At 49.6% G+C, this 24,101-nt stretch carries 26 protein-coding genes; 14 read left to right on the forward strand and 12 right to left on the reverse strand.

The annotated features are described in order from the left end of the window. Nucleotides 1-62: 62 nt before the first annotated feature. Nucleotides 63-1,127 carry an MntP/YtaF family protein gene (locus DU002_RS03590; RefSeq protein WP_147271762.1) on the forward strand — a complete coding sequence of 355 codons (1,065 nt, stop codon included), beginning with the start codon at nucleotides 63-65 and terminating at the stop codon, nucleotides 1,125-1,127. An 83-nt stretch (nucleotides 1,128-1,210) separates the two neighbouring features. Here the strand turns inward: DU002_RS03590 and DU002_RS03595 are convergent, their stop codons facing one another. Then, a complete protein-coding gene (locus tag DU002_RS03595; protein ID WP_114336994.1) occupies nucleotides 1,211-1,804 on the reverse strand; it encodes a hypothetical protein in 594 nt (197 codons plus the stop codon). A 300-nt stretch (nucleotides 1,805-2,104) separates the two neighbouring features. Continuing rightward, on the reverse strand, nucleotides 2,105-2,986 hold the full coding sequence (locus DU002_RS03600) for a LysR family transcriptional regulator (protein WP_114336995.1): 882 nt from the start codon (nucleotides 2,984-2,986) through the stop codon (nucleotides 2,105-2,107). Nucleotides 2,987-3,177: 191 nt separating this feature from the next. Between DU002_RS03600 and DU002_RS03605 the strand changes: the two genes are divergently transcribed. Then, nucleotides 3,178-3,534, forward strand: coding sequence for a DsrE/DsrF/TusD sulfur relay family protein (locus DU002_RS03605; RefSeq protein WP_114336996.1), 357 nt, complete (start codon nucleotides 3,178-3,180; stop codon nucleotides 3,532-3,534). Between the two features lie 81 nt (nucleotides 3,535-3,615). Beyond that, nucleotides 3,616-4,293 carry a penicillin-insensitive murein endopeptidase gene (locus tag DU002_RS03610; RefSeq protein ID WP_233496408.1) on the forward strand — a complete coding sequence of 226 codons (678 nt, stop codon included), beginning with the start codon at nucleotides 3,616-3,618 and terminating at the stop codon, nucleotides 4,291-4,293. Here DU002_RS03610 and DU002_RS03615 read toward each other — a convergent pair. Continuing rightward, the gene (locus DU002_RS03615) at nucleotides 4,290-4,859 is read right to left on the reverse strand and encodes a DUF1287 domain-containing protein (protein ID WP_114336998.1); all 570 of its coding nucleotides are present in this window, start codon (nucleotides 4,857-4,859) and stop codon (nucleotides 4,290-4,292) included. The two genes, DU002_RS03610 and DU002_RS03615, sit on opposite strands and share 4 nt — an antisense overlap. A 113-nt stretch (nucleotides 4,860-4,972) precedes the next feature. Here DU002_RS03615 and DU002_RS03620 point away from each other — a divergent pair, with 113 nt between their 5' ends. The 3 genes from DU002_RS03620 (at nucleotide 4,973) to sstT (ending at nucleotide 11,902) form a co-directional block, all read left to right on the forward strand. Continuing rightward, entirely contained in the window at nucleotides 4,973-6,526 is a 1,554-nt protein-coding gene (locus tag DU002_RS03620) for a helix-turn-helix transcriptional regulator (RefSeq protein WP_114336999.1), read from the forward strand. Between the two features lie 172 nt (nucleotides 6,527-6,698). Next, nucleotides 6,699-9,962 carry an alpha-amylase family glycosyl hydrolase gene (locus tag DU002_RS03625; protein WP_158537951.1) on the forward strand — a complete coding sequence of 1,088 codons (3,264 nt, stop codon included), beginning with the start codon at nucleotides 6,699-6,701 and terminating at the stop codon, nucleotides 9,960-9,962. 719 nt (nucleotides 9,963-10,681) lie between these two features. Then, the gene (gene sstT, locus DU002_RS03630) at nucleotides 10,682-11,902 is read left to right on the forward strand and encodes a serine/threonine transporter SstT (protein WP_114337001.1); all 1,221 of its coding nucleotides are present in this window, start codon (nucleotides 10,682-10,684) and stop codon (nucleotides 11,900-11,902) included. A 168-nt stretch (nucleotides 11,903-12,070) separates the two neighbouring features. Here the strand turns inward: sstT and DU002_RS03635 are convergent, their stop codons facing one another. Further along, entirely contained in the window at nucleotides 12,071-12,307 is a 237-nt protein-coding gene (locus tag DU002_RS03635) for a DUF2164 domain-containing protein (protein WP_114337002.1), read from the reverse strand. Further along, nucleotides 12,307-12,837, reverse strand: coding sequence for a GNAT family N-acetyltransferase (locus tag DU002_RS03640; protein WP_114337003.1), 531 nt, complete (start codon nucleotides 12,835-12,837; stop codon nucleotides 12,307-12,309). The genes DU002_RS03635 and DU002_RS03640 overlap by 1 nt, the downstream gene beginning before the upstream one ends. A 178-nt stretch (nucleotides 12,838-13,015) precedes the next feature. Between DU002_RS03640 and DU002_RS03645 the strand changes: the two genes are divergently transcribed. After that, nucleotides 13,016-13,366: a putative quinol monooxygenase gene (locus DU002_RS03645; protein WP_114337004.1), complete on the forward strand. Its 351-nt coding sequence runs from the start codon at nucleotides 13,016-13,018 to the stop codon at nucleotides 13,364-13,366. 53 nt (nucleotides 13,367-13,419) lie between these two features. On the opposite strand, the gene DU002_RS03650 is transcribed toward DU002_RS03645, so the two are convergent. The 6 genes from DU002_RS03650 to DU002_RS03675 form a co-directional block, all read right to left on the reverse strand. Further along, nucleotides 13,420-14,454, reverse strand: a complete 1,035-nt coding sequence (locus DU002_RS03650) for an acyltransferase family protein (RefSeq protein WP_114337005.1) — start codon at nucleotides 14,452-14,454, stop codon at nucleotides 13,420-13,422. A gap of 103 nt (nucleotides 14,455-14,557) precedes the next feature. Then, the gene (locus DU002_RS03655) at nucleotides 14,558-15,535 is read right to left on the reverse strand and encodes a M61 family metallopeptidase (protein ID WP_114337006.1); all 978 of its coding nucleotides are present in this window, start codon (nucleotides 15,533-15,535) and stop codon (nucleotides 14,558-14,560) included. Beyond that, a complete protein-coding gene (locus DU002_RS03660) occupies nucleotides 15,535-16,302 on the reverse strand; it encodes a type 1 glutamine amidotransferase (RefSeq protein ID WP_114337007.1) in 768 nt (255 codons plus the stop codon). Before DU002_RS03660 ends, DU002_RS03655 begins: the two co-directional genes overlap by 1 nt. Before the next feature lie 69 nt (nucleotides 16,303-16,371). Further along, nucleotides 16,372-16,794, reverse strand: a complete 423-nt coding sequence (locus tag DU002_RS03665; protein WP_114337008.1) for a secondary thiamine-phosphate synthase enzyme YjbQ — start codon at nucleotides 16,792-16,794, stop codon at nucleotides 16,372-16,374. 2 nt (nucleotides 16,795-16,796) lie between these two features. Next, the gene (locus DU002_RS03670; RefSeq protein WP_114337009.1) at nucleotides 16,797-17,261 is read right to left on the reverse strand and encodes a chemotaxis protein CheX; all 465 of its coding nucleotides are present in this window, start codon (nucleotides 17,259-17,261) and stop codon (nucleotides 16,797-16,799) included. A 235-nt stretch (nucleotides 17,262-17,496) separates the two neighbouring features. Further along, nucleotides 17,497-17,880: a DUF3718 domain-containing protein gene (locus DU002_RS03675; RefSeq protein ID WP_114337010.1), complete on the reverse strand. Its 384-nt coding sequence runs from the start codon at nucleotides 17,878-17,880 to the stop codon at nucleotides 17,497-17,499. A 246-nt stretch (nucleotides 17,881-18,126) separates the two neighbouring features. Between DU002_RS03675 and dusA the strand changes: the two genes are divergently transcribed. The 4 genes from dusA (at nucleotide 18,127) to DU002_RS03695 (ending at nucleotide 20,847) form a co-directional block, all read left to right on the forward strand. After that, nucleotides 18,127-19,113, forward strand: a complete 987-nt coding sequence (gene dusA / locus DU002_RS03680; RefSeq protein ID WP_267896990.1) for a tRNA dihydrouridine(20/20a) synthase DusA — start codon at nucleotides 18,127-18,129, stop codon at nucleotides 19,111-19,113. 228 nt (nucleotides 19,114-19,341) lie between these two features. Beyond that, nucleotides 19,342-19,632, forward strand: coding sequence for a hypothetical protein (locus tag DU002_RS03685; protein WP_130566297.1), 291 nt, complete (start codon nucleotides 19,342-19,344; stop codon nucleotides 19,630-19,632). 629 nt (nucleotides 19,633-20,261) lie between these two features. Beyond that, the gene (locus DU002_RS03690) at nucleotides 20,262-20,513 is read left to right on the forward strand and encodes a hypothetical protein (protein ID WP_114337013.1); all 252 of its coding nucleotides are present in this window, start codon (nucleotides 20,262-20,264) and stop codon (nucleotides 20,511-20,513) included. 127 nt (nucleotides 20,514-20,640) lie between these two features. Further along, on the forward strand, nucleotides 20,641-20,847 hold the full coding sequence (locus tag DU002_RS03695) for a PspC domain-containing protein (protein ID WP_114337014.1): 207 nt from the start codon (nucleotides 20,641-20,643) through the stop codon (nucleotides 20,845-20,847). Here DU002_RS03695 and DU002_RS03700 read toward each other — a convergent pair. Then, nucleotides 20,813-21,568 (reverse strand): enoyl-CoA hydratase-related protein, encoded by a 756-nt coding sequence (locus tag DU002_RS03700; RefSeq protein WP_114337015.1) that lies wholly within the window; start codon nucleotides 21,566-21,568, stop codon nucleotides 20,813-20,815. The two genes, DU002_RS03695 and DU002_RS03700, sit on opposite strands and share 35 nt — an antisense overlap. Nucleotides 21,569-21,651: 83 nt before the next feature. Here DU002_RS03700 and DU002_RS03705 point away from each other — a divergent pair, with 83 nt between their 5' ends. Genes DU002_RS03705 through DU002_RS03715 form a run of 3 tightly spaced genes read left to right on the forward strand, consistent with a single transcriptional unit; the run spans nucleotide 21,652 to nucleotide 23,900 of the window. Continuing rightward, on the forward strand, nucleotides 21,652-22,110 hold the full coding sequence (locus DU002_RS03705; protein ID WP_114337016.1) for a copper chaperone PCu(A)C: 459 nt from the start codon (nucleotides 21,652-21,654) through the stop codon (nucleotides 22,108-22,110). 14 nt (nucleotides 22,111-22,124) lie between these two features. Next, a complete protein-coding gene (locus DU002_RS03710) occupies nucleotides 22,125-23,111 on the forward strand; it encodes a DUF2333 family protein (protein ID WP_114337017.1) in 987 nt (328 codons plus the stop codon). 9 nt (nucleotides 23,112-23,120) lie between these two features. Next, nucleotides 23,121-23,900: a TIGR04219 family outer membrane beta-barrel protein gene (locus DU002_RS03715; protein WP_114337018.1), complete on the forward strand. Its 780-nt coding sequence runs from the start codon at nucleotides 23,121-23,123 to the stop codon at nucleotides 23,898-23,900. Nucleotides 23,901-24,101: the final 201 nt, after the last annotated feature.

Raw genomic sequence — 24,101 nt, forward strand, 5'->3', positions numbered from 1 at the left:
GTGAAAAACTCCGCTAACTTCAAATAAATAGTGATATCGATTTGATTTCGCAAAGGAGCTGCATGATGGCTGAAATACTCGCCTCTCTCTCTTCAACACCGCTCCCCACCATCCTCGTGGTGGCGGGGATCATCTTTCTGTTTATTAGTGTTGGTGGCCAACTCGGCGCGCACCTGTCGGCGATAAAGGTGAAACGTGCGGTGGCAGGTGGTTTGGGCGGTGTATTACTAATCTGTGGTATTGGGCTCTATTTTGCCGATAGACCTGAGCCGTTAACCGCAGCCGTGGACAAAACTAAGCACGGTGAGCCGTCGTCAGTAAGCCCGACGACGGCGCAAGAAAAGTACCGCCTACGTGCGGATCGTGTTGAAGAGGGGCTGCTGATCCCAACAGAAAGCCGAGTGCACCTAGCCGGTGGCCAGCTGAAGTTGCATGTGGATGGCCAATATCTGAATGGCTTGGCAACGATAAAATCGGTTGAGATCGCACAGTTGGAGGTATTGGCCGAAGAGAAAGGACGGCCTACGGTGCTAAAGCTCAGCGTCGAAAAAGATATGGTGGAAACAGAGATATCTTTGGGTGAAGAGCTGGAAATAACAACAGAGTACGGCGTGTTTCATGGCCACAGCCTGTTAATCCAATACAAACAGGGGAGATGGCATAAGCAACTGCTGGGCGCGGAGCCGAATGAAGCGCAAAGTAAAGAGTTAGCGCTGCCCTATACCGATGGTTTTGGCAGCTATCCTGAGGGGTTGCTAGCTATTGGTGACAGTTGGCAGTTTGCGGGCGGAGAACTGGCAGAGTTAATGGGATTCGGTAGCTATCTCTCTGCTAACGGCAGTGCCACGATGAAGTTTTTAGATGTGGTGGATTATCAAAATGAGCAAGCTGCTTTAATTGCGCTGCAGCGACTGGAGATGACGGGTACGACGCTCGATGCCGACGGCAATGAGATGCAGTTAAGTTTCGGCGGTGAAGGGCGGGTATTTCGTTCTCTGTCTCGCTATGTTGATCTGATGGTTGAATTTTCCGGTACCATGAAGCTGGAAACCTCTGCTGTGATGGAGGGGCAGAAGGTCGACTTAAGTATTATTGGTCCTGTGACTATTAAGATTGAGCTGAAGTAGCTTAAGTCTTATAGGATGATTGCTGATGGCTAATTAAAAAAGGCACCGTTAAGGTGCCTTTTTTGCTGTTGGCGCTGGTTAGCCTAGCGGCGACGAGCTGACAGCAATCCGATACCTGCTAGCATGGCCAGAAAAATGGCTGCTGGCGCTGGTACATCTTTAGAAACGAACTCATTTACCTTGATGTTGTCCAGTGCCCAATGCTGGCCACTGCCAGATGCTTTTGCTGTATGTACATAACCATTAGGATCGATGTTGATTCGGAACTGATCGATACCGCTCCAGTTAAAGATCGCTTCAAATGCTTCACGGGTAACATCCAAAAGCTCAGAGTAGAGTAGCGCTCCATCATTGAAACCTTCGATGGTCAGAGTTTGGTTGCCCCAAGCGCCAGCGATGACAAACGAACCTAAATCAAAGCTGCCATCTACATCGGACCAGATAAAATCAGACGGCGAGGCTGCGTAGCCATTGTAAACGTGGGCTTTACTCCCGGTGAAATCGATCACTGAGTTATAGCCGGTATCATCTTCGCCAGCGTAACCATAGTAGTCAGACGAGTAGGTTATATCTGAGTAGGTAAACAATGGTGATAAACCATCTTCGAAGCCGATAAGCTCCGCTTGGCAGCTAAGTGATGCCAACAAAAGGGCTGGTGCTACAAAGAACTTCTTCATCTTTATCAAATCCTTATGTTCTATTTTGGAGTTTTATTGTTTTGCATTTTTTTATGCAAAAAGTTGGCTGCTAATAGTGCAAAAAACAAGCCGACTTATTTTTTTCTATTTTTTACAAAGGGATATAAAAGCAGAGGTGGGAGTGTTTTGGTTTTTTGTAAATATAACTGACATTTATGATTTGGTAATTTATTGATAGAAAACAAGTTTGGCTAAAAAACGCTCACTTTATTTGAGCGAGGGCTGGTTATTGGTTTTATGCCCTGTTTTATACAAAATTCATAGCTCTGAGTGATTGAGCTACAAAGTCAATCTAGGCTGAATATAATCGAGAAATACAGAGATCCGTCTCGACACGGCTGACGTCTTATAAAACACGGCGTTAATAGGCTCACGGTTGTGATCCTTGATCCGTTCATTCTCCAGCAGAGACACTAGTCGCCCCGCGGCAATATCTTCCCCTACCATAAATCGTGACAGGCAGGCTATACCGTTGCTGGCTAACACCAGTTGCCGGACGATCTCGCCATTGCTTGCGGTAATGCTTGGGGAGATATCGACGCCAACTCCTAGTGGCCAGTGGTTCAGCACTTTAGGCGCAACAAAGCCAAGAGTTTGGTGTTCGCTCAGCTCGGCAATGGTTTTGGGTGTGCCATGACTGGCAAGGTAGCCTGGCGAAGCAACGATAAACAGGGGACTGTCACCTAAGTGTCGGGCATGGAGGCTTGAATCTTTCAATTTACCTACGCGGATCGCTAAATCAGTGCGATTTTCTAACAGATCGATGTAGCCCTCATGGGAGGTCAGCTCCAGTTCAATCTCCGGATAGGCGAGGCTAAAGGCGCCAATTAAAGGCACCAGTTGATGAAGGGTAAACGGACTGGCAGCGTCTACCCGCAGTTTACCTTTCGGGGTTTGTTCGCCGGTGACCAACTCCTCTTCAGCCATCTGCAGTTGCTCCAACCCTTTGCGCACAATCGCGATATAGCGTCGCCCCTCCTCCGTGAGTTCGACACGACGGGTGGTGCGATTGAGTAACGTCACGTTTAGCTGCTTTTCCAGCCGGCTGATCGCTCGGGAGACTTTGGCAACCTGCAGATCCAGAGCTTCTGCGGCGGCAGAGAAACCACCGCAATCAACCACACTAAGCAGCAGTTGTAGATCATCGGAGCGTGCTTTCATTGCAATACCTGCAAAAATAGATTTGGAAAAGGAGTATTTGGTGAAATAGTGTAATCGCGATGCGAAGCAGGTCAATGTTGCTGCCATAACAATATTCTGCGAACAGTTGATCTGAGATCTCCACTCTCATTGACCGGATCGGCAGCGCTGACGTTTAATTCTGACTATCAAATCGAATTACTGGGACGAGTATGCAAAATCTACTGTTTATCCTTAATGATGCACCTTACGGATCGGAAAAGTGTTTTAACGCGTTGCGTTTGGCACTGAATCTAAAAGAGCAGTTCGATGAAGATGTGATGGTTCGTCTGTTTATGATGTCTGATGCGGTGACCGCGGCTTTGCCCAAACAGCAACCGGTAGAAGGTTATGATATACAACAGATGTTGGAGATCCTGGTGCAGCAAGGTGCAGAGGTGAAATTGTGCAAAACCTGCACCGATGCCCGTGGTATTAGCGAGTTGCCACTGATCAAAGGGGTCGCTATCGGCACCTTGATTGAGCTATCTCAATGGACAATGCAAGCCGATAAAGTACTGACCTTCTAAATGGCAGTTGCCTTGCTCGCTGACACTGTTAATTTTGGGGAAGATTAGACGATTCAGTCTTGCTTATTTATGGAGCATGGAATGCTTAGATTGTTACTCTTGGTTAGTTGCCTGAGCGCTTCTGCTGCGCAGGGAGCTGAGAGCGTTTGCTTCGGTACCACTGCAAATGGCTATCTAGAAAACGGTGTGGAGCTTCCGGCTGAAGGAAGTAACTATGTTACTTATAGCAACATTGCGAGGCTGGCAGGGCGGAGCTACGTTCATTCTGCGGTTCGGGATATTGTCGTTGCTGCTTATCGTATGTTGGAGACAGAGCAACCAAGTAAGGTTTACAAATATGCTGAGACAGGTTTTGCATCGGGGGGACGTTTTCGACCACATAAGACCCATATGAACGGCCTCTCGGTTGACTTTATGACACCGGTGCGAGATAGCGAAGGACGTTCGGTGCATCTACCAACCAATCTGTTTAATAAATTTGGCTACAATATCGAGTTCGACCAGCTGGGAGTCTATGACGGTATGGTTATCGATTATGAGGCGCTGGCGGCACATATCGTGGCTTTAGATAAAGCAGCAAACGCACTTGGATATGGGTTGTGGCGCGTCATTTTTGCTCCCGAACTGCAACCTCATCTATTCCAGACTGCCTACGGCGCCTATTTATCAAGCCATATTGAATTTTCCAAGAAACGCTCATGGGTCAGGCATGATGAGCACTACCATGTTGATTTTGATATTCCTTGTACCGCAGTTTAATAGCGATAATGGCCACTGATTGGGTAGTCAAACAACATATCTTCAACTTCGGGGCCGCGGCCGATGTTGTGGATGATGAGAGGGTGGCCATTGGCGCTGCGCTGATCACTGACGATACCAATATGGGGCAGGTTGCCGGGCAGCATCCAGGTGACCAGATCGCCGGTGTTATAATCGCCAGCATCGGCTGTGACGCTCAGAACTTCGCCGTGACGGCTGAAAAAGGTTTGTAGATTGGGCACCCGTCGATGGTCGATATTACTGTCCGGTTTGTTCAGCCCCCAGATCCGTTTCGATGGATACGCAGAGAACTCTGCCTGCATATCTTCATGAACCCGCTGTTGTAGGTCGATATCCAGCGCCCGATAGGCGCGTATCACCACATCCGTACACACGCCAATGTTGTCTGGTACATCGCCGTTGGGGTAGTCGATGGCGATATAGCTGCCATCGTAGCGTACTTGATGTTGCGTGCGTTCCAGCGCCGCATACACCAAAGCTAGTTGTGGTGTCGCCGCATGTTGTGGCGAAATCAGACTGGCCAGCAGTAGCGAGGTCACAATCATGAGTTAAGTTCCTGTCCGTGGGATCGCTTTTCCACTATAAAGCCTCTGTTAGCAACTGCAAAGGAACTGCCTTAACAATCAATAAGTTTTAGTTAACAGGCCGGGAGAAAACGGTGGGCGGGGAACAGCAAAACGACAGATTAGAGCGTGAGGTTGAGCAGCAGTTAGGGTTGGCTTTTCAACATCTGCCGATGCGCTCGATGGAGCTGACTCATGGGCGCTACACGCTGGATAATTTGCTTCAACATGCTGACTACCAGTTGCTGGCCTGGAAAGATCTTGAGCATGGACTGCACTCCTGGGCTCGTCTGTTTACCCTGCTAGCCAGTGGCATCATTATCTCTATTCGCCCCCATGGTAGCGGCATGGTGATGCGGCTGGAAAGTGATAGTCCTTTACCGCTGTGGTTACTGCATATGTTGCGGGCAGTCGATCTGCGACTGCAGCGCTTCGCTGCCACCCTTCCATCGTCTGAGCAACATCCTTGGCACTGGGATTGGGTCTTGAGAAACTGTTGGCAGGAGGCGCAAGGTTTGGGGATCACTCGCTGTGAACGAGGCGTTCACAATCAGTTGGTGATCTGCCATCAATTAAAACTGCAAGCGTACCCCGATGTGCTGCCTCGCGTACCTAACCTACTGGATTACTACCGTCGCCAATTACTGAAAGATCCGGGCCCTTCGCTAAACTTGGTTGAGCGCTGTAAGCGCCTGATGTCTCGAGCATTACCTAGCGTATTGCAGGTGGACAGTTTGGCTAGCGAGTTGGGGATCTCCGGGCGTAGTTTACAGCGCCAGCTTAAGCTGGCAGGGGTCTCTTATAGCAGCTTGTTGACCGAGGTACGGCAAAGCCAAGCGCGAGCCAAGCTAGCCGATACCAACATCTCGGTACGGCGGCTGGCACTGGAACTAGGTTTCTCCGAGCCGAGTAACTTTATTCGTGCGTTTCGCCAGTTTGAAGGCTGTTCGCCCAGTGATTATCGCCAGCAGGTCAAGCAGCATCAGGTGGCGCCAGATCATCTGCCGATCCGTTTTCTCTATGCGGAAAACCTGTTGCAGACCGACTGGCGTAATAGTCGTCGGGGGGCGCGGGTGTGGATGGAGGTACGTAATATCACCTTTACTAAAGATGTCTCGGTGATGTGTGAAGATCTTGATGGCATCTGGCGTGGTTATCCAGCCAGTTTTGAGCGTTGGCTAGGGCCTGGGCGCGAACTTTGGAGCAGTGTGAATATTTCGGTATTTGACCCGCTGCGGTTTCGCTTGCAGTTTCGCTCTGGCAACCGGCTTTATATCGATGATAACGATGGCAGTGGTTACACCGTGAGCGCCACTCAGCGGTACCTGCTGGGTGACCATGAACTGGCAGTATTGTCGTTGGAGCTGTTTACTTTGGCCGATGGTCAGCAGCTATTAACCGGACGGGCATTAACACCACGCTATGGTGACGATGAATTGCATCTTGTGGTCAGTAGTCATGATTGGATCAGCGGTCATACCCAGCGTGCAGATACCTTTCCCCTTGAAGCATCGGATGCGATTGGCTGGCAATTTACCCTATCACTGCCAACGGGGGCGGCACCTTGGGTGCGCTTTGAACACCATAGCCAGTTGGGGGTTGAGGTGGATGACAATGCTGGCGAGGGCTACCGTCCACGAAATTGTTAACTTCATCACGCGCGATTTCATGTTGCGCAAAAAGACAGCAGCTTTGTCGCAATATGACAACGTTTTGACCCATATTTGCTTTACTCTCCATCCTGCTAATAAATACTTCCTTGTGCGCTAGTCGGCCGGTACGGACAAGGAGTCTATCAATAACTTTGCTAGGATGAGCATAATGATTATCAATAGACGCTGGTTGAAGCCCAGTTTGATTGCACTCTCCGTGTCGGCAGTTTTGCTGTCTGGTTGTTCCGACGACGATGATGATACGCCGCTGGTATGTGATTGGCCTATGGTGGCTAACGCTGACGAAAGTGAATGTGTAGAAGGGCGTAATCTGCATGTGGCTTCACCTGACTGGCGTGATCAGATTATCTATTTTTTGATGATTGACCGCTTCAATGACGGTGATAGTACCAATAACGATCAGGCTGGCTATTATAATCCGGCCCTGGAAAGTCACTATAGTGGGGGCGATCTGGAGGGGATCCAGGCGCAACTGGATTATGTTCAAGCCCTAGGCATGACCTCTATCTGGATCACTCCGCCAGTCGCCAACCAGTGGTGGGACCCGTTCAATCAGTTCTCCGGTTATCACGGCTATTGGGCGCGGGACTTTATGGCTGTCGATGAGCATTACGGTGATCTCGAACACTATAAAAACCTCTCCCATGCGCTGCATGAAAATGGCATGTATTTGATCCAGGATATCGTGGCGAACCATACCGGTAACTTCTTCCGTTATGACGGTGCTTACAATCCTGACGATACGGCGGAGAACTTTCTTATTGTTCCGGACAATGTGCCGGTGACTGCGCCGATTCAAGCCCCTTTTGACCAGAATGATCGTAACAATGCCGATCATGTGGCTGCGGACATTTACCACTGGACACCGGATATTAATGACTATCAGGATCCCGCTCAGGAGTTGGGTTACCAACTGTCTGGTCTGGATGACTTAAACACCGAAAATCCTGCCGTCCTGGCTGCGCTCAAACAGAGTTACAACTACTGGATCTCTGAAGTGGGCGTTGATGCATTCCGCGTCGATACTGCCAAGTTTGTTGATCATGATTTCTGGAACAAGTTCTTTCATGATGCCGACGGCATTGAAGCGGCTGCAATGGCGACTGGGCGTAGTGACTTTCTCTACTTCGGAGAAGTGTTTGAAGCCTCTGATCCATTGATGAACAATGGCGAGCAGAAGCTTGCAAGTTATGAAGGCACGCCTGACAAGCCAGAGTTCAAATCACTCATTGGTTTCCCGCTTTACTCTGAACTGAGTCGCGTTTTTGCTGAAGGTCAGCCTAGCCAATATCTAAGCTATCGCTTGCAGCAACATATGAGTCAGTACCAGAACCCGTGGATCGTGCCGAACTTCGTTGACAACCATGATGTGGCGCGTTTTCTCTCGAAAGGATCGTTACCTGGCTTGAAGCAGGCGTTAACGACGATCCTGACTATCCCCGGTATACCGGTGATTTGGCAAGGTACAGAGCAGGCTTTGACTGAGCCGCGCCAGGCGATGTTTGCTGGTGGTTATCTCAGTGAAGAAGATCAGTTCAATACCGAATCGGAGATGTTTACCTTTATCGCCGAACTGTCGCAGATCCGTACCAGCAATCCAATTTTTACCCGTGGTGATATGACCCTGTTGGCAGACAACATTGCCGCTCCTGGCGTTTTGGCGTTCCAGCGGAGCTACGAAGGCAACAATGCATTTGTCATCTTTAACTCTGCAGACAATGAGACCCTGCTTAATGGTTTAGACACCGGCTTGCCTAACGGTACTGTGCTGACCCTGCTGATGGGCGAAGAATACAGTGAAGATGTCACCGTCGGCTTTGAGGGCAAGCTGACCATGCCGTTGGCCCCCCGAGCAACACTAGTCCTGATGCAATCGCCAGAAACCGGCGATATTGATGCCGGTGATGAACAGATCCTGATTAATGAGGATATTCAGGGGCAAACGCTGAGTGAAAACATCCTGCTGACGGGCTCAGTAACGGAAGCCTTTGCGCCGTTGCAGCTGGTGATAGATGGTAATCTCACCGCCGCTATCAGCTTTACTGCGGACAGCGAGGGTGGTTGGCAAACGGTATTGCCAGTGGAGAGCTTTGCCGCCGGAGAGAGTCAGCACAGCGTTGAAGTGTTTGCGGTTGCTCTTAATGTGGCCAGTAGTCAGTTGAGCTTCACTGCTGATGTCGCTCCGACCGGTGTTGAAATCACCCAAGATGATGTGCTGGATGATGATAATGGACCGAGTGGTAACTATGGCTACCCGCAGGATGCCAGTTTTAGCCGCCAACAAGACATTGAGAGCGTCAAGTTGCTCGCTTCCGGCAGCAATCTGGCGGTAACTCTGACCATGCGCGAAATTACCCAAACTTGGAATCCGACCAACGGGTTTGATCATGCGTCCCTGCATCTGTTCTTCGATCTACCGGGCGAAGAGGGCTTGACCGTATTGCCGGAGTTGAATTCGGCGACACCGACAGACTTCGATTGGAACCTTGCTCATCGCGTCTTTGGTTGGAACAACCTGATGTACTCCACCACGGGTGCCGATGCCGATACCCGCGGTGAGAATTTAGGTTTTGCGCCAACCGTGGAAGTGGATGCCGATGCCCGGACTATCACCTTTAATTATGATGGCCAGGCACTGGGGGTCTCTGATTGGACTGACACTAAAGTCTATGCGTCGACCTGGGATATCGATGGTTTATCAGATGCGCCGCGGGCACTGAGCGCTGACGGAGGTCAGTGGGAATATAGTGGTGGCGACACGACAGAGGCGAAAATCATGGATGACATTACCCCTATCACAGTGCCGTTTGCTGGTGTGCGTGTTGATGACGCCGCCAATGACGAGGCCTACGCTTATCCGCTGGATGAAAGTTTTGGCTCGCAACAAGATATTTTGCAAGCCAGTGCCACTGCCAATGGTAGCAATATCAGCCTAACTTTGAAGATGGCTGAAGTGACTGACACCTGGAATCCAAGCAACGGCTTTGATCACGTGGGTTTCACTATCTTTATCGATTTAGGTGAAGGTGAGGGCGCCACTGTGATGCCGAAGATGAATGGCAGCGTGCCGGCAGATATGCAATGGCAAGTGATGACCCGTACTTATGGCTGGAACAATGCGGCGTACAGTGCCAATGGTGCTAGCGCTGATGAGTGGGGCGATCCGGTGACGCCTGCGCCAGCGGTTGTTACCGACCTAGATGCGGGCACTGTTACCTTCCAGTTCAGCAGTCAGTTGCTTGGCAACCCGCTGAGCCTTGCAGGGGTGAAGATTTATGTCACCACTTGGGATATCGATGGCTTATCCGATGGCTATCGCGCTATCTCTGTTGACGGCAGTCAATGGGAGTATGGTGGGGGAGAGCCGAGTGATCCCAAAGTACAGGATGAGGTGCTGATCACCTTGCCCTAAGGATCCGCTTTTAAGTGGCTAGACGCCGACAGTTGTCGGCAACCTTCAAGGTCTGCATTCTTTCATAGCAAGAATGCAGACCTTTTTTATACCCACTACGCTACGCGGAGTGAGCTTTGCCGCGGGTGCATGGCACCCAATACACTTCGTGGGGTGTGCTAATGCACAAGAGCGGCGATACCCAAAACGCTGCGCGGGGCACGCTGTGTACAGGATGTAGGGTCGAAAATTGCTTCCTGCATTTTCGACATTCCCGCCATCCCTGACGGTCGTACACCCACTACGCTACGCGGGGTGAGCTTTGCCGCAGGTGCATGGCACCCAATACACTTCGCGGGGTGTGTTAATGCACAAGAGCGGCGATACCCAAAACGCTGCGCGGGCACGCTGTGTGCAGGACGTAGGGTCGAGAATTGCGCCACCCGTTTCCGACATTTCCCGCCATCCCTGGTGGTCATTCGGTTCAAGCTTTAACGCTTTTAAAAAGCCCTCTTCAAGTTGAGAGGGTTGGGTGAGGGGTATCTTGAACCATTCCTATACTAGGTTTATTTCGTGTGCAGCTTTTGTAATGCGCTTGTTACGCCTAGCCCCCCTTTACACTCTTGGTTGAATGGAGATCAAGTTAGTACTCCTTAACACTGGACACAGTTAGTTAAGAGTTGCTAAAACCTGCACCTTGAAAATTTACGTTGCCACATGTTGGCCGCAGCAAGGTGTTTATGACAACTCAGCCCTCACTTATTAAGCGACTGACTAGTGGCAGTCTGGTTTTGCAGATCCTGATCGGGATTATCGCTGGGGTCGTGTTGGCCAGCGTGTCACCGTCAACGGCAAAAAGCATTGCTTTTTTGGGCTCGCTATTTGTTTCGGCGTTAAAAGCGGTGGCTCCTGTACTGGTATTTATTTTGGTGGCGTCCTCTATCGCCAATCAGAAGAAAGGTGAACATACCCATGTGCGTCCGATTCTCCTGCTCTATGTGATCGGTACATTGGCGTCGGCGCTGGTGGCCGTCAGTATGAGCTTTTTATTCCCCACGACGCTGGTATTAACGGCACCGGAAGCTGCGATGGCACCGCCGGGCGGCATTGGCGAGGTACTCAATACCTTGCTGTTTAAGGTGGTGGACAATCCGGTTAATGCGCTGATGACGGGTAACTTTATCGGCATTCTGGCTTGGGGTGTAGCGTTAGGTTTAGCGCTGCATAAGGCCTCTAAATCGACCAAGCAGATGTTCCATGATGTATCAGAGAGCGTCACTTTGATCGTAAGAATGGTGATCCGCTTTGCTCCGATCGGTATTTTTGGCTTGGTGGCGCAAACCGTCGCTGAAACCGGCTTTGTTGCGTTGGCGGGCTACGGCAAGCTACTCGCCGTGCTGTTGGGCTCAATGTTGTTTATCGCTTTAGTGGTTAATCCATTGGTTGTGTTTGTCAGAACGCGCAAGAACCCTTATCCGCTGGTGTTGCTCTGTTTACGGGAAAGTGGCGTCACCGCCTTCTTCACCCGCAGTTCGGCGGCCAACGTACCAGTGAATCTGGCATTGTGTGAGCGTCTTAAACTCCATGAAGATACCTATTCAGTTTCTATTCCCTTGGGAGCGACCATCAATATGGCGGGTGCGGCGATCACCATCACCGTGTTGACGCTGGCTGCAGTACACACTGTTGGTGTTGAAGTGGATATCGCAACAGCGCTGTTGCTGAGTGTTGTCGCTGCCGTTTCGGCTTGTGGTGCATCGGGAGTGGCAGGAGGGTCGTTGCTGCTGATCCCATTGGCCTGTAGCTTATTCGGTATCTCTAACGATGTGGCCATGCAAGTGGTTGCGGTGGGCTTTATTATTGGTGTGGTACAGGATTCAGCTGAGACCGCCCTTAATAGCTCAACTGATGTGGTGTTTAGTGCTGCCGCTTGTGGACAAACCGAGTTACCGAAACAGTAAAAGCTGCTTGCATCGTCAATCAGAAGCCGCTTATTTGAGCGGCTTTTTTCTGCGACGAGATTGTCAGTCGTTAGTGATCAGAGATTAAGTTGTCGTTTGTTTTTATGATGGCGATAAATGCCTATGTATGCTCACTTTTGCGCTTGGCAATCCGATTGCTGCAGACAGTTACTGCTCTAATTCATCAATCGCTTCGGTTACTAATTCCAATCTATCAGCAACCACCGCCTGCGCATCCCGTAGCCCCTGATTATAGAAATGAGGCCCCAGGTTATCGCCGATAAAGTCCAACATGAATTCGGCTTCAAATTGGCCTAACTCGTAGTCCAGTTCCTCAGCGATATAGCGTTGCAGTTTGTCCAGCAGTGGGGTGCGCTGGTCATTAGGCAACTTGATCTTTGCCATTAGGGCTCCTTAGAAGCGGTCGATAAGCGTTTATAGAAGTACACGGTTGCATCATAAGTCCCTTCGCCATTGAGGGCGAAACCGGGGATCTGTCCCGCTTCTTGGTAGCCGACTCGGCGGTACAGCGCTGAAGCGACATCGCCGAGACGGGTATCGAGTACCATTAGATGGCGGCCATGTTTAACTGCCAGAGGTTCTGCTGCCAAGATCAAAGCTTTGCCTATGCCTTGCCCTCTGGTACGGGTATGTACCATTAGCTTTTCCACTTCTGCACGATGGTGGCCATTGGGCTTGGCAGTCATCGACAGCTGTATTGTGCCGAGTAGCTGCTGTTGGTCGTCTAAGGCGATTAGCATCACGCGTTCAGGCGTTGCCAAAGATTGCTCAACAGCTTGCCAATACTGTAGCGCCTCATCGCGGGCAAGGGGAGGAATAAAGCCAATGGATGCACCGTCATCCACACAGTCAATTAACAGTGCGACTAAGTCCTGCAGGTACGGAGTGAGTTCGTTGACTTGCAGCTGTTGCATTACGCATTCCTTTGGAAAATCATCCGAGATCATAGCGGCAGTAGGCCGTTTATTGGTACATACTAGCGTTTTGCTTATTCCCTGGTAACTGTTTGTTGCATACGTTGGCGAAGCCACTATCAGGGCTGTTTGAGCTTATCTCATTGGTTTTAATTATTGATGATGGAGAGTCGTCGCTATGTCGAGCAAGATCTACTGTATCGCGCTGTTTAAACCTAAACCTGGCAAGTTGAATGAACTATTTAAGGTACTACAGGCGTTAGAGCCCAACACCCAGCGAGAAGATGGTTGTATTCAGTATTTGGTGACTCGCCATATTGAAAACCCATTTGCCACGGGAAGCAGTTTCCCTATTGCGTTTCAAGAAATATGGCGGGACCGCGCCAGTTTTGAAGCGCACTGTCAGCGTAAAGAGATCAGTGAATTTTTTGAGGCGCAGTGTGTTGCCGAAACCGGGTTAGTGGAAGATTACAACGTCTGTGTTTACAGCGATGAGCCTGAGGGGTATGACGCGCCAGTATTTGCTTAGTTTGTTAGCAGCGGCCTTGCTGTTTTAGCAAAGCCGCTGAAATCATTCTCTTATTACCAGCCAATTAGATAGCGACTGCGTTTATCCAGTAGCTTTTTAATCCCCATCGCGATCAGCATGCTAATCAGGGTGATGGCTAGGGTCATGATAATCGCGGTAAACCAATTACCGTATTCCTGCATACCGAACAGATCCGGTTCGCCAAAAATCATCCACCAAGGGGTGGTGATCCATGGATGGATAAAATAGATGGCAAAACTGGTATCCGCCAATTGCGGCATCAACGGTATTTGGCGATCGCCTAGTTTGTTGAACAACGCCATAAACATCAGTGCCAGCGCTAATTTTTGCAATAACATCAAGTCAGGTGCGCCTGGTTCAAAGGGGGCTTTGTTCATTGGACCCGCTTCAAAGAAGTAGGTTTGGAGCATCGCCAATGACACGGCGATAACCAGTAGTAACCACCAATATTTGTCCATCCACGGGAAAGCGATATCACGGTGGGCAGAGACCCAGATACCGATCAGGTAGATAGGGATAAAATAGACCAGTGATTGCAGTGCATTTAGGTTGCCAATAGGGCGATGGACATAAACGGCAATCAGCAGCAGTGGGATCGCCATGTACATGACCCAGCCTTTATTGGTCAGCCACTTAAATACCGGACACAAAGCGAACAGCATCATACCCATGGGGATATACCAGTATGCGGTGAGCGTACGCCCAGTGATCACATACCAGCTAGCCGCCAGCGCTGGGTTATCGATACCCGCCTCAAGGTGGAACTGTGGGCTGGCTGCGCTGGTTAGATGCCATGTGATCCACGGCAGAGATAGCAGCAGGTAAGGCAGCAGAACAAACTTACACTTGTTGCCAAAATACTTAGCGAAGCCGCGGCGATGATGGAAAACATGATGGAACAGAAAGCCGGAGATAAACACGAAAAACACGGTGCCGTTCATCATCAGGTTAAACAGGGTGCCATTGACAAACCCGTCTGTCTGCCAACCCGCCATGCGATAGACATGGGCAAATACGATAAACAGGATAGCCATGCCACGAAATTGGTTAATGCTATTGAGGAACATCTAAATACTTCTCTCTCATTGGAACTGTTTGGCTTGAATGAATAGGCCTACCGAATAGATTAAAGCACAGCTGATAATTGCCACACCATCAATGTGTTGGATTTCACTGGTTTCTGTGGGGATAGATCAGTTTTAATCGTCGCTGTTTGAACTTGGTCGCGGAGTCTGGCTCCAAGCGGCCCCCCATCAAGTCTAAGCCTAACCAGGTATATGCCTCCGTGAGATCGGGAAACACTGCTTGGTCGATGATCTCGCCATACAGGGTACTGAACACATCGCTTTCGCTGAGTTGGTCAAAGCGCAGGATCATCTCGGGGCCGTTCCACTCTTGTGGCAGCATTCGACAGCAAGCTTGAAAGCCTGCCATTACTGATGCCATAGAGTGCGGGCTGCCCAGCTTTTGCAGTCTGACATCTGCCAGAAGAAAGTAGGCGGCGCCAGACCAATACACCCGTTTGTAACTGCCGGTAGACCACATGCTGCCGCTGAGTTCTCTTAATGGTCTATCTTTCTGGATCGCATCTTTTTGACCCCGTAAGAATCCAGCGTGCATCTCTTGCCAAACTTGCTCTTCGGTCAGTATGCCTTGAGTGCCTCTAAGTATGTTCTGGTAGTAACTGGCAAGCCCTTCAGATAACCAGATATCTGCACTACCAGGGAAGGGGATCAGTAGGTGGCTGAATTCGTGAACCCCTGTCCAGTCTTGTTGGAATTGCCGTAGAGACTGTTCGGGATTGACATAAAAGGTGATGCCATTCGGTGTGCCACGGGTTATCTGCCCCCACGGTACGGGGCCTTGACCATAGCTGGCTACTTTAACTTCAATATGAGCGATGGGAATAGGAAATTGGCCGGAGATCTTACTGACGACAAGCGCTGTCTCTTGTAGCCAGCGTCGCACCTTTTCTTGTTGGCTAGGGCTCAATGCCGGATCTAACGCCAGTGAAAGCGTTCCTCCGGGGACCGTGATCGGCTGGCTGTTTGCTGCAGCGAATAAACTAAAAGATAAACCAACTATAGCCACTGCCAGTAATCGGCCGATGCGACTGCCGATGACGCTCGCTCTGCCTGTGTCGTTCATTACGCGTTAGCCGGCGCAGCCAAAACCACGCGATCGATAAACTTGCGTAGTAGTGCGTTCGATTCAGGGGTTTCTACCGCTGACGACAACACCGCGTGCAGTTGAGCCGAGTTTTGCGTGTATTTATGGGCATAGAGACTGAGTCGGTCGATAAGCACCTGACGATCCACCTCTGGGTGAAATTGAGTGGTCCAGAACGGCGCGTTGTTAACCTTGAAACTATGACTGCAAGGGGCGGTCTCTGCGAGCAGTGTGCAATTTTCTGGGATCTGGGGCGCCCTTTCTCGATGCACTGACACGGCATAAAACGGGTTCGTTGTGTCGTGAAAGAGTGGATCGGTTTGCGCGGCAGCGGTGAGGCTAATGGGTATCGTGCCCATTTCGTAATCTGTTTCATCTCTGATCACTTCACCACCGAGTGCGACTACGGCCAACTGATGACCGAAACAACTGCAAAAAGTGGGCATCTTGATATCGATACAGTAACGTAGCAGTGCAGCTGCATCAGGTACAAATGGGTAATCGATAGGCTCTAAAACAGAGGCGTCGGATGAGCCGCCAACTAACACGGCGTCAAATTTGTCGATAACTTCCGGTTCGAAATGTGGCTGATCAAAGACGTTAAGTACTGAAAATTGTTCCTCGTTCAGGCCACAAAACGTGGCGAAACTGGTGAGTTCCTCTAATCGCGTGACGCTGTCGTTGCGGATCTGCAATAGTAAAACTCTGAGGGCTTCACGAGGTTTATTGGATACACGGTGGGGCATTTTCTCTCCAACGTTTAAAGGTGATTAGAGGCTCTGACCTCTAGATACGCTATTTGCTCCCCAGAGCGATCATTTTGAACCCTGTAACGTGACCAGTATCTTGCGACTACCACCTTGATCCCTATGTTCACCTAAATAGATTCCCTGCCAGGTGCCCATCGCTAAATGTCCCTGACGAATGGGCAGCATAACACTACTACCCAGCAGGCTCGCCTTGATGTGGGCTGGCATATCATCATCCCCTTCATAGGTATGCTGATAGTAGCTGGCTCGCTCTGGTACGAAATGATTGAAGTGGGATTCCATATCGGAGCGTACCGTGGGATCGGCATTTTCATTGATGGTGAGAGAGGCGGAGGTGTGTTGAATAAACAGATGAGCTAAGCCGATCTGATATTGCTGCAGTTGTGGTAGTTGGCTAATCACTTCATCACTGATCAGATGAAAGCCGCGACAACGCGGCTTCAATCTAATTAATATTTGCTGCCACATGGTTACTTGTCGAAGCAGATTTCGATATTGGCATTGCCATATTCTGAGCCGAATGGGATCAGGATCTTCGGTCCATCGGATTTATGACTGATGGTGTGACCCATGCCTGAAACCACGACAGGGGTCGCCATATCGAAGTCGTAGCCTTTGTCACCCAAAATGTTCTTGGCGCCGCCGGTGACCATATTGGTAATTTCACCCACCATGTCGGTCACTTCTTCGTTAATTTCGGTGGGACGTTCACCCAACATCCGCTGCATGATTTCCAAGGCAAGGGTGCCCTCAAAGGTAATGGAGAGAGAGCCTTTGGTTTGTGGGCCTACCATACCGATTAATCCGCTGACATCGCCCTGCGCCTTTTCATCTTTTTTAAGTCTTGGCTTCCCAGCTTTAAGTTCAAGAGATGCCATGGTGCCGAGCACGTTATTTAGCGACTCGAGGAAAGGATTAATAAATTCTACATTCATAAGTGAGGCCTTGTTGCTCCTTAGCGTTCACTGAAGCTACTAAATAGCTGGCGATAGTTACTTTTATTCTATCTGCTAAATGCGTTGGCGCAACTTGGCAATAGCGGGAAAAGAGCTTATCGGGGAAGAATGTGCACTGGGTTGGCTTTGTTTCAGATATTTCTAAGCAAAATAATGGTGAGAGGACACTTTGTAGCCGATTTGCCACAAAGCGCCCCTGCCAGTTGTGCTGGTTTTAGATGCGTTGGCGGATCGCTTTAAGGATCGGTGAGGCTTCATAGCCGTTATGCTCACCCCAACTCAGCACCATGTAACCATCTGGGCCGGCATCATTGAGCATCTTATCCGGAAGCTGCTCCACCAAGTATTGGCCGACCTCGTTTGCACTGCGTTCCAAGGCAAACTTTAGCAAGCTTCTGCCATTGCACATCACATCTTGGTAGATGCGTTTGAGCTTCACCCTTTGCTTTCTCAGCGTTTTTTTCACCTTTACTGTGTCATCTTTGGCAATGGCATGACACAAGCTCTCGGCTGCCTTGATATCGAGAGCGATCGCCTTACTGGAGAGCAATAGACAAGTGATGGCTAATAAAATGGCTGAAATACGACCCTGAATCATCTGTTCTTCCTAATAACACCTATTCATTAGAGTGTTTACACTAACAAATAGGTGACATAGATCAATTTGATGACGCTGATATGAACTTTTTATAACCGCTTTTTGCGACTTCTGACCGTCAACTAATGATTCCACATCCCGTGCAGGAGTGTCAGAAGCGCTTGGTCGTAGCGCTTATTCGCTCTGATTACGTCTTGAGTTAGGAGGGTGATACAATGGCGGTTTATTCCAAACTGTGATCTTTTAGTGCCCGTGACTCTTAGTAAGCCATTCTCTCGTAAGTTCTCCGTTGCCCCGATGCTGGATTGGACCGATCGCCATTGTCGCCACTTTATGCGGTTGATCAGCAATAACACGCTGCTTTATACCGAGATGGTAACCACGGGAGCCATCCTGCATGGGCGCGGGGATTTTCTGGCATTTAATGAGTCTGAGCATCCCATAGCGTTGCAGCTGGGGGGGAGTGATCCAGAAGCGCTCGCTAAGTGCGCTAAGCTGGCGGCGGAGCGGGGCTATGATGAGGTGAACCTGAATGTCGGCTGCCCCTCGGATCGTGTGCAAAATGGTCGCTTTGGTGCCTGCTTGATGGCGGAGCCAGCGTTGGTCGCCCAATGTGTGGAACAGATGCGTGCAGCGTCTGATTTGCCGATCACGGTAAAAACGCGCATCGGTATTGATGAGCAGGACAGCTATGAATTTCTGACCCAGTTGATTGATACCGTGAAAAGTGCCGGTTGTGACAGCTTTACCATTCATGCGCGCAAAGCTTGGTTACAGGGGTTGAGTCCCAAAGAGAATCGCGAGATCCCGCCGCTGGATTATCCACGGGTCTACCAGCTAAAGCGTGACTATCCTGAGTTAGAGATCGTCATCAATGGCGGTATCAAGACTCTCGATGAGTGTCAGCAGCATCTGCAGCATGTGGATGGCGTAATGGTGGGGCGAGAGGCGTATCAGAATCCATATATGATGGCAGAGGTCGACCGCCTATTATTCGGTGATAGCGCACCAGCAAGAACCAGGCGTGAGGTCGTTGAAGCCATGTACCCCTATATTCAGGCCCATCTGGATGGGGGCGGCTATCTCAACCATATCAGTCGACATATGCTGGGGATATTTCAGGGAATGCCGGGTGCCCGTCGTTGGCGGCGCTATCTGAGCGAAAATGCTCACAAACCAGGCTCTGGTGTTGAAGTGGTTGAGGCGGCGTTACAACAGGTCAATTGTGATTAGCCTTTAAATAGCAGAGCACTCAGTTGATCACCTACTCATATTTACCAACTACATGGTGAGATTAACTATATCGCTGGTTAATTTCACCATTTCACTTTTCTCTCTTGTTATTTTTTCTTTCATTGCTCACCTCAACGTGCTGATATATAAAGAGATAGTTTTATTTCTTTGATCTGGCACGGCAATTGAAACAGTTAGTTCGTCACTTAATCAATTTTCAGGAAGACGATGATGAACATACTTAACACTGCCGCCGCTATCACTCTGGTATTTACTGGTTTCTCCGCTCAGGCTGATACCAGCAACGATGTGACCGACTACCTTGCTGTACAAGTTGCCGAACAAACCCAGCGTGTGGTTGTTGAGTTGGGTGATGAATTACAACAGTCAGCGGCTGCACTTGTCGCTGCATCTATGGCTGAGTTGGCACCTGCTGACATTGCGATTGCGAACCAAGCTGATTTGGCGGAGCGAGAAGCGCAAAACCCAGATGAGTCTGTGCTAATCGCGGGTCGCTAGGTTTCTCTATGTGGCTATTTGTAGATGTTGATGTAAGCCAGATGGATACCAGACCATGACGTATCTCAGTATCAGTGCCGCAAGGCTACGTAAGATTAAAGGGATTGAATGTGAATGATGACTGTTCCGCGACGGAATAGAGCGATTCACGCAGTATCATTCCCTTATTGATTATTCTCCCTCTTTTATCACCCACCTATCATGAGTGTGTTTCAGTTGCTTAGATAAACCTACCGTATTCTTTTTGCATTCTGGCTTGGCGAGGACTGCAGCTTCGCTGTGTGTGCTTTGGTTTGCTTGCGCTCACTCTTTGTTTAACGCTCGTCGCCTTGTTGGCCGCCTCTGTCGCGGTTGCGTCGAACCATCTTCAACTTAGTGTTCTATTTGCCATCTTCGCTTTAAAGCGAGCGTGAATAATTTTGTCAAAATAGAGTTGGCTAAATTAACCAATAATTAGTTTTTTTCCAATGTTGTCGGCCGGTCGCAGAAGCGTTGGAAATATCTAGGATTTAATGTAACCTGTTGAATTAAATGGTTTAAAAAATAATTTTTGAAGTTGGCACGTAGGTTGAATAGTTATGTAAGTATCAAAGCGAATTTTACTGATACTCAACACCAAAGGAACTGACATGACTATTTCAAACATCACTAAGACACTTTTCGTAGGCTCGGCGTTATTGGTTAGCAGTATGAGCGTCAGCGCTAATGAGATCGACACCGATGCGCTGCAACCTGTGGTTGAGCAATCGCTGGAAGCGCAAGTGGTCGCTCAAACCGAGCAGGTCGTGGCAGAGCTGCAGGTGCAGATAGCGGAATCGTTAGCAGCGTCACTGGCTTCATTGTTGCCAGAAGATCTCGCTAGTTTAGCGCGCGGAGAATAAGCCATGTTTCTGCCTCTGTTTTTAATGATGATGCTGCCGCTGCTGGGACTTGTCCTGACACTTGTAGTGTTTCAGTTGGCAGGCTGGTGAATCTAGATAGCGGATATCTTTGCATTGGGAGTCGTCGATGAACATGGTTAAGCAAAATGATGGTTGGGTGTTTGGTCTGTTTTCTGCGTTGGCTGATAAATATCAGCGTCCGGTGTGGGTGATGCGAGGACTGGCGGTACTACTGTTTGCCGCCAATCCAATTTTGGCAGGGAGCCTTTATATTGCTGCGTACGCTGCGATGCGTTGGGCTAATCCCCACTCACACGCTTCAAAGCGGCTTTAATCGCTCGTTTACTCTCTTTACTGCTTAACGCGTTAAAGAAGCAGGTGAGTTCAGCTTCCAGTGTACGGCGCAGCGCTTTACGACGGGGCTGGCGGAGCAGCTTACGGCTGGCGTCAATGGCTTCAGTGGGAAGAGCGGCAATTCGCTGTGCTTGTTGCTTGGCAAAAGGGAGCAGCTCTTTGCTCGTCAGAACCTGATTGATCATACCCATCTGTTTGGCGGTTTTGGCATCGAACGCGTCGCCTAACAGGAGCAGTTCTGCAGCACGAGGGTAGCCAACTAATTGTGGTAGCAGCAAACTGGAACCTGCTTCGGGTACCAAGCCAAGATGGGTAAAGGGTAATTGAAAGCGCGTATCTTCCCCAGCATAAACTAGATCGCAATGCAGCAGTAACGTGGTACCAATGCCTACCGCTGCGCCAGCGGCTGCCGCAATCAATGGCTTGTCAAAATCTAATAGGCAACGCAGAAACTGTACCACGGGCAGCTTCTCTGGTGGTTGATCGATCGACTGGAAATCCTTTAAGTCATTACCGGCAGTGAAACAACTGCTGCTTCCCTGGATAAGTACGGCTCTGACATCATCGTGTTTGCTGGCTTGTTCCAAGCCATCGGTTAACGCCTGATACATATCCTGAGTCAGCGCGTTACGTTTTTCAGGCCTATTTATTGTCAGGATGAGAACACCCTTAGTGACTTGTTGTGTAATATGTTTAGACATGATCACGTTTATCTATAATGGGTTACAGTGGTCTAACCAGATTAGGCTAAAATGAGACAACCTCAACTGCAGGGAGCTGAATTGTGATACGACCCTTTGTTTCAGTGATTATCGTGCTAAGCAGCATGATTTTTAATCTCGCCGTGGCAGCACAGCCAAATATTGTTAAGCCGTACATCAGGGCGCTACCGCCCGGGGTTCCGAACAGCGCCGCTTTCCTGGTGATCGAGAATCCGATGTCCGAATCGGTCGTTTTGCTGGGGGCGGAAACAGAGATCGCAGCGCGTGCAGAGTTGCACAATCATTTGAGTGAAGATGGGGTGATGAAGATGCGCCAGGTTGACTCGATTGAAGTGCCAGCGAAATCGAAAGTAACTTTGCAACCGGGGGGGTTACATATCATGTTGTTTGATATTAAAAACTCACCGCAAGTGGGCCAGCAGATCCCGATAACACTTATATTTGCTGATGAAACAAAAATAACAGTGATGGCCGAGGTGAGAGATCTCCGCGAACAACATCACCACCATGAGCATCATTGAGGGGAGTTTCACCAATGACGAGTTTTAAGCGTTGGATCTGGCCTGTAGTTTTTATTTTTCTCATCGTTAATTACGCCATTGCGGTGTATTGGAGCGTTGAGCCGGGGAGTATTGATCTCACCGAGCGGGTGACCATCGATGCCGAGGCTGCTGCAGAAAAGCCTGTGGTTGGCTATACCACAACGACAGCACTGATTGCTGTCAGTGAAACCATGCTCGACAAGAGTGGTGGCTATCTGGCCAATGATGTGATGCCTCCCTCTGTGTTGATGGATAATATGCCTGCTTGGGAGTTTGGTGTGCTGGAGCAGATCCGAGACTTGGCATTGGTGATGCGTCGTGACTTCAGTCGCTCACAGACTCAGTCTCAGGAAGATCAGGACCTGACCGTGGCTCAGCCGCAGTTTAATACTGACCATACCCGTTGGGCCTTCCCCAGCGCCGAGGGTGAGTATCGTAAAGGGATAGAAGCACTTTATCGCTACCGCAGCCGTTTGGCCGATCCAGCCGACTACAGTGCCCAGTTCTATACCCGGGCAGATAATCTGCAGGCGTGGTTACAGGAGGTGCAGAAACGTCTAGGTAGCATGTCACAACAGCTTTCAGCATCTGTTGGACGGGAACGGTTAAATATTGATCTTGCTGGCCAACCTGATGCCAAGAGTGCGACAGCGATCCCTGACTACCAACAGATCAAGACCAGTTGGTGGAAAATTGATGATGTGTTCTATGAGTCTCGTGGAGCTTGTTGGGCATTGCTGCAGTTTTTACATGCCGCAGAAGTTGATTTTGCCGACGTTTTGGCGAAAAAGAACGCAACCGTGAGCTTAAAACAGATAATTCGTGAACTAGAGGGTACCCAAGAGACCGTCTGGAGCCCTATTATCCTCAATGGCGGCGGATTTGGCGTGGTAGCTAACCATTCTTTAGTGATGGCGAACTATATTTCCCGAGCAAATGCCGCCGTGATTGACTTAAACAGACTGCTTTCGCAGGGGTAGGCACAACCAATGCACAGATATAATAAAATTTTCGCAACACTTTTGACTGGCGGGGCACTGATTGCTGCGCCGGCAGCGATGGCAGACACCATTGCCGGGCTCTATGTCGGTGCGCAGTATTGGCATATGAGTGCGGATGGCTCCGTTGGTTCAGATACAACGATGGAAGATTTCAATCTCTCCGATGACGACAAGGGCGCAGTTTGGCTGGCGCTGGAGCACCCGGTACCTTTGTTGCCAAATCTGAAACTTCGGTACAATCAGCTAGACACTGATGGTGAAGCCGATGTGACTGATTTTGAGTTTGGCGGTGAAACCTACAATGGTTTAGCGACCACCGATCTGGATCTGGATCATCTCGATATCATCATGTACTACGAGATCCTCGACAACGATACTGTATGGCTGGATCTGGGGTTAAACCTCAAATACGGTGATTACAAGGTTGCAGTGACTGGCGAGATTGATGATGGTGCTGGCGGGACGGTATCCACCTCAACCAGTGAAAAATACAACGGCGTGATCCCGATGTTGTATGGAGCTGGCGGTGTCGGATTCCCCTTTACTGGACTGGGGCTGTTTGGTGAAGCCAACTGGATCGGCTACGACTCTAACTACCTGTATGACGTGCAAGGCGGAGTGAGCTGGAAGTTTCTCGATAATCCGGCGATAGATGCTGAAATCCAACTGGGTTACCGCAAACTGCACTTTAACGTCGACGACCTTAGCGACATTTATGCTGATGTCGATTTTGATGGCGGCTTTATTGGTGTGCAAGCGCACTTCTAAAGTGAGTTGATATTGCGAACGGCACCTTTGTTGGTGCCGTTTTTGTTTGTTGCCCTTCCTTCCTACAGATAAGCCGCCTGAGCTGCTTAGAACCCCAATGTGTTAAAAATCGATTTGTTATTACATTTGGTTATAAAAAATCTGTTTTTATTATTTCGAGTTATCGTTGTGACTGCTTAAGCTATGCCCAATTGTTATTTT

Origin of the sequence: Corallincola holothuriorum (assembly GCF_003336225.1) — a bacterium.
Taxonomy (GTDB): Bacteria; Pseudomonadota; Gammaproteobacteria; order Enterobacterales; family Neiellaceae; genus Corallincola; species Corallincola holothuriorum.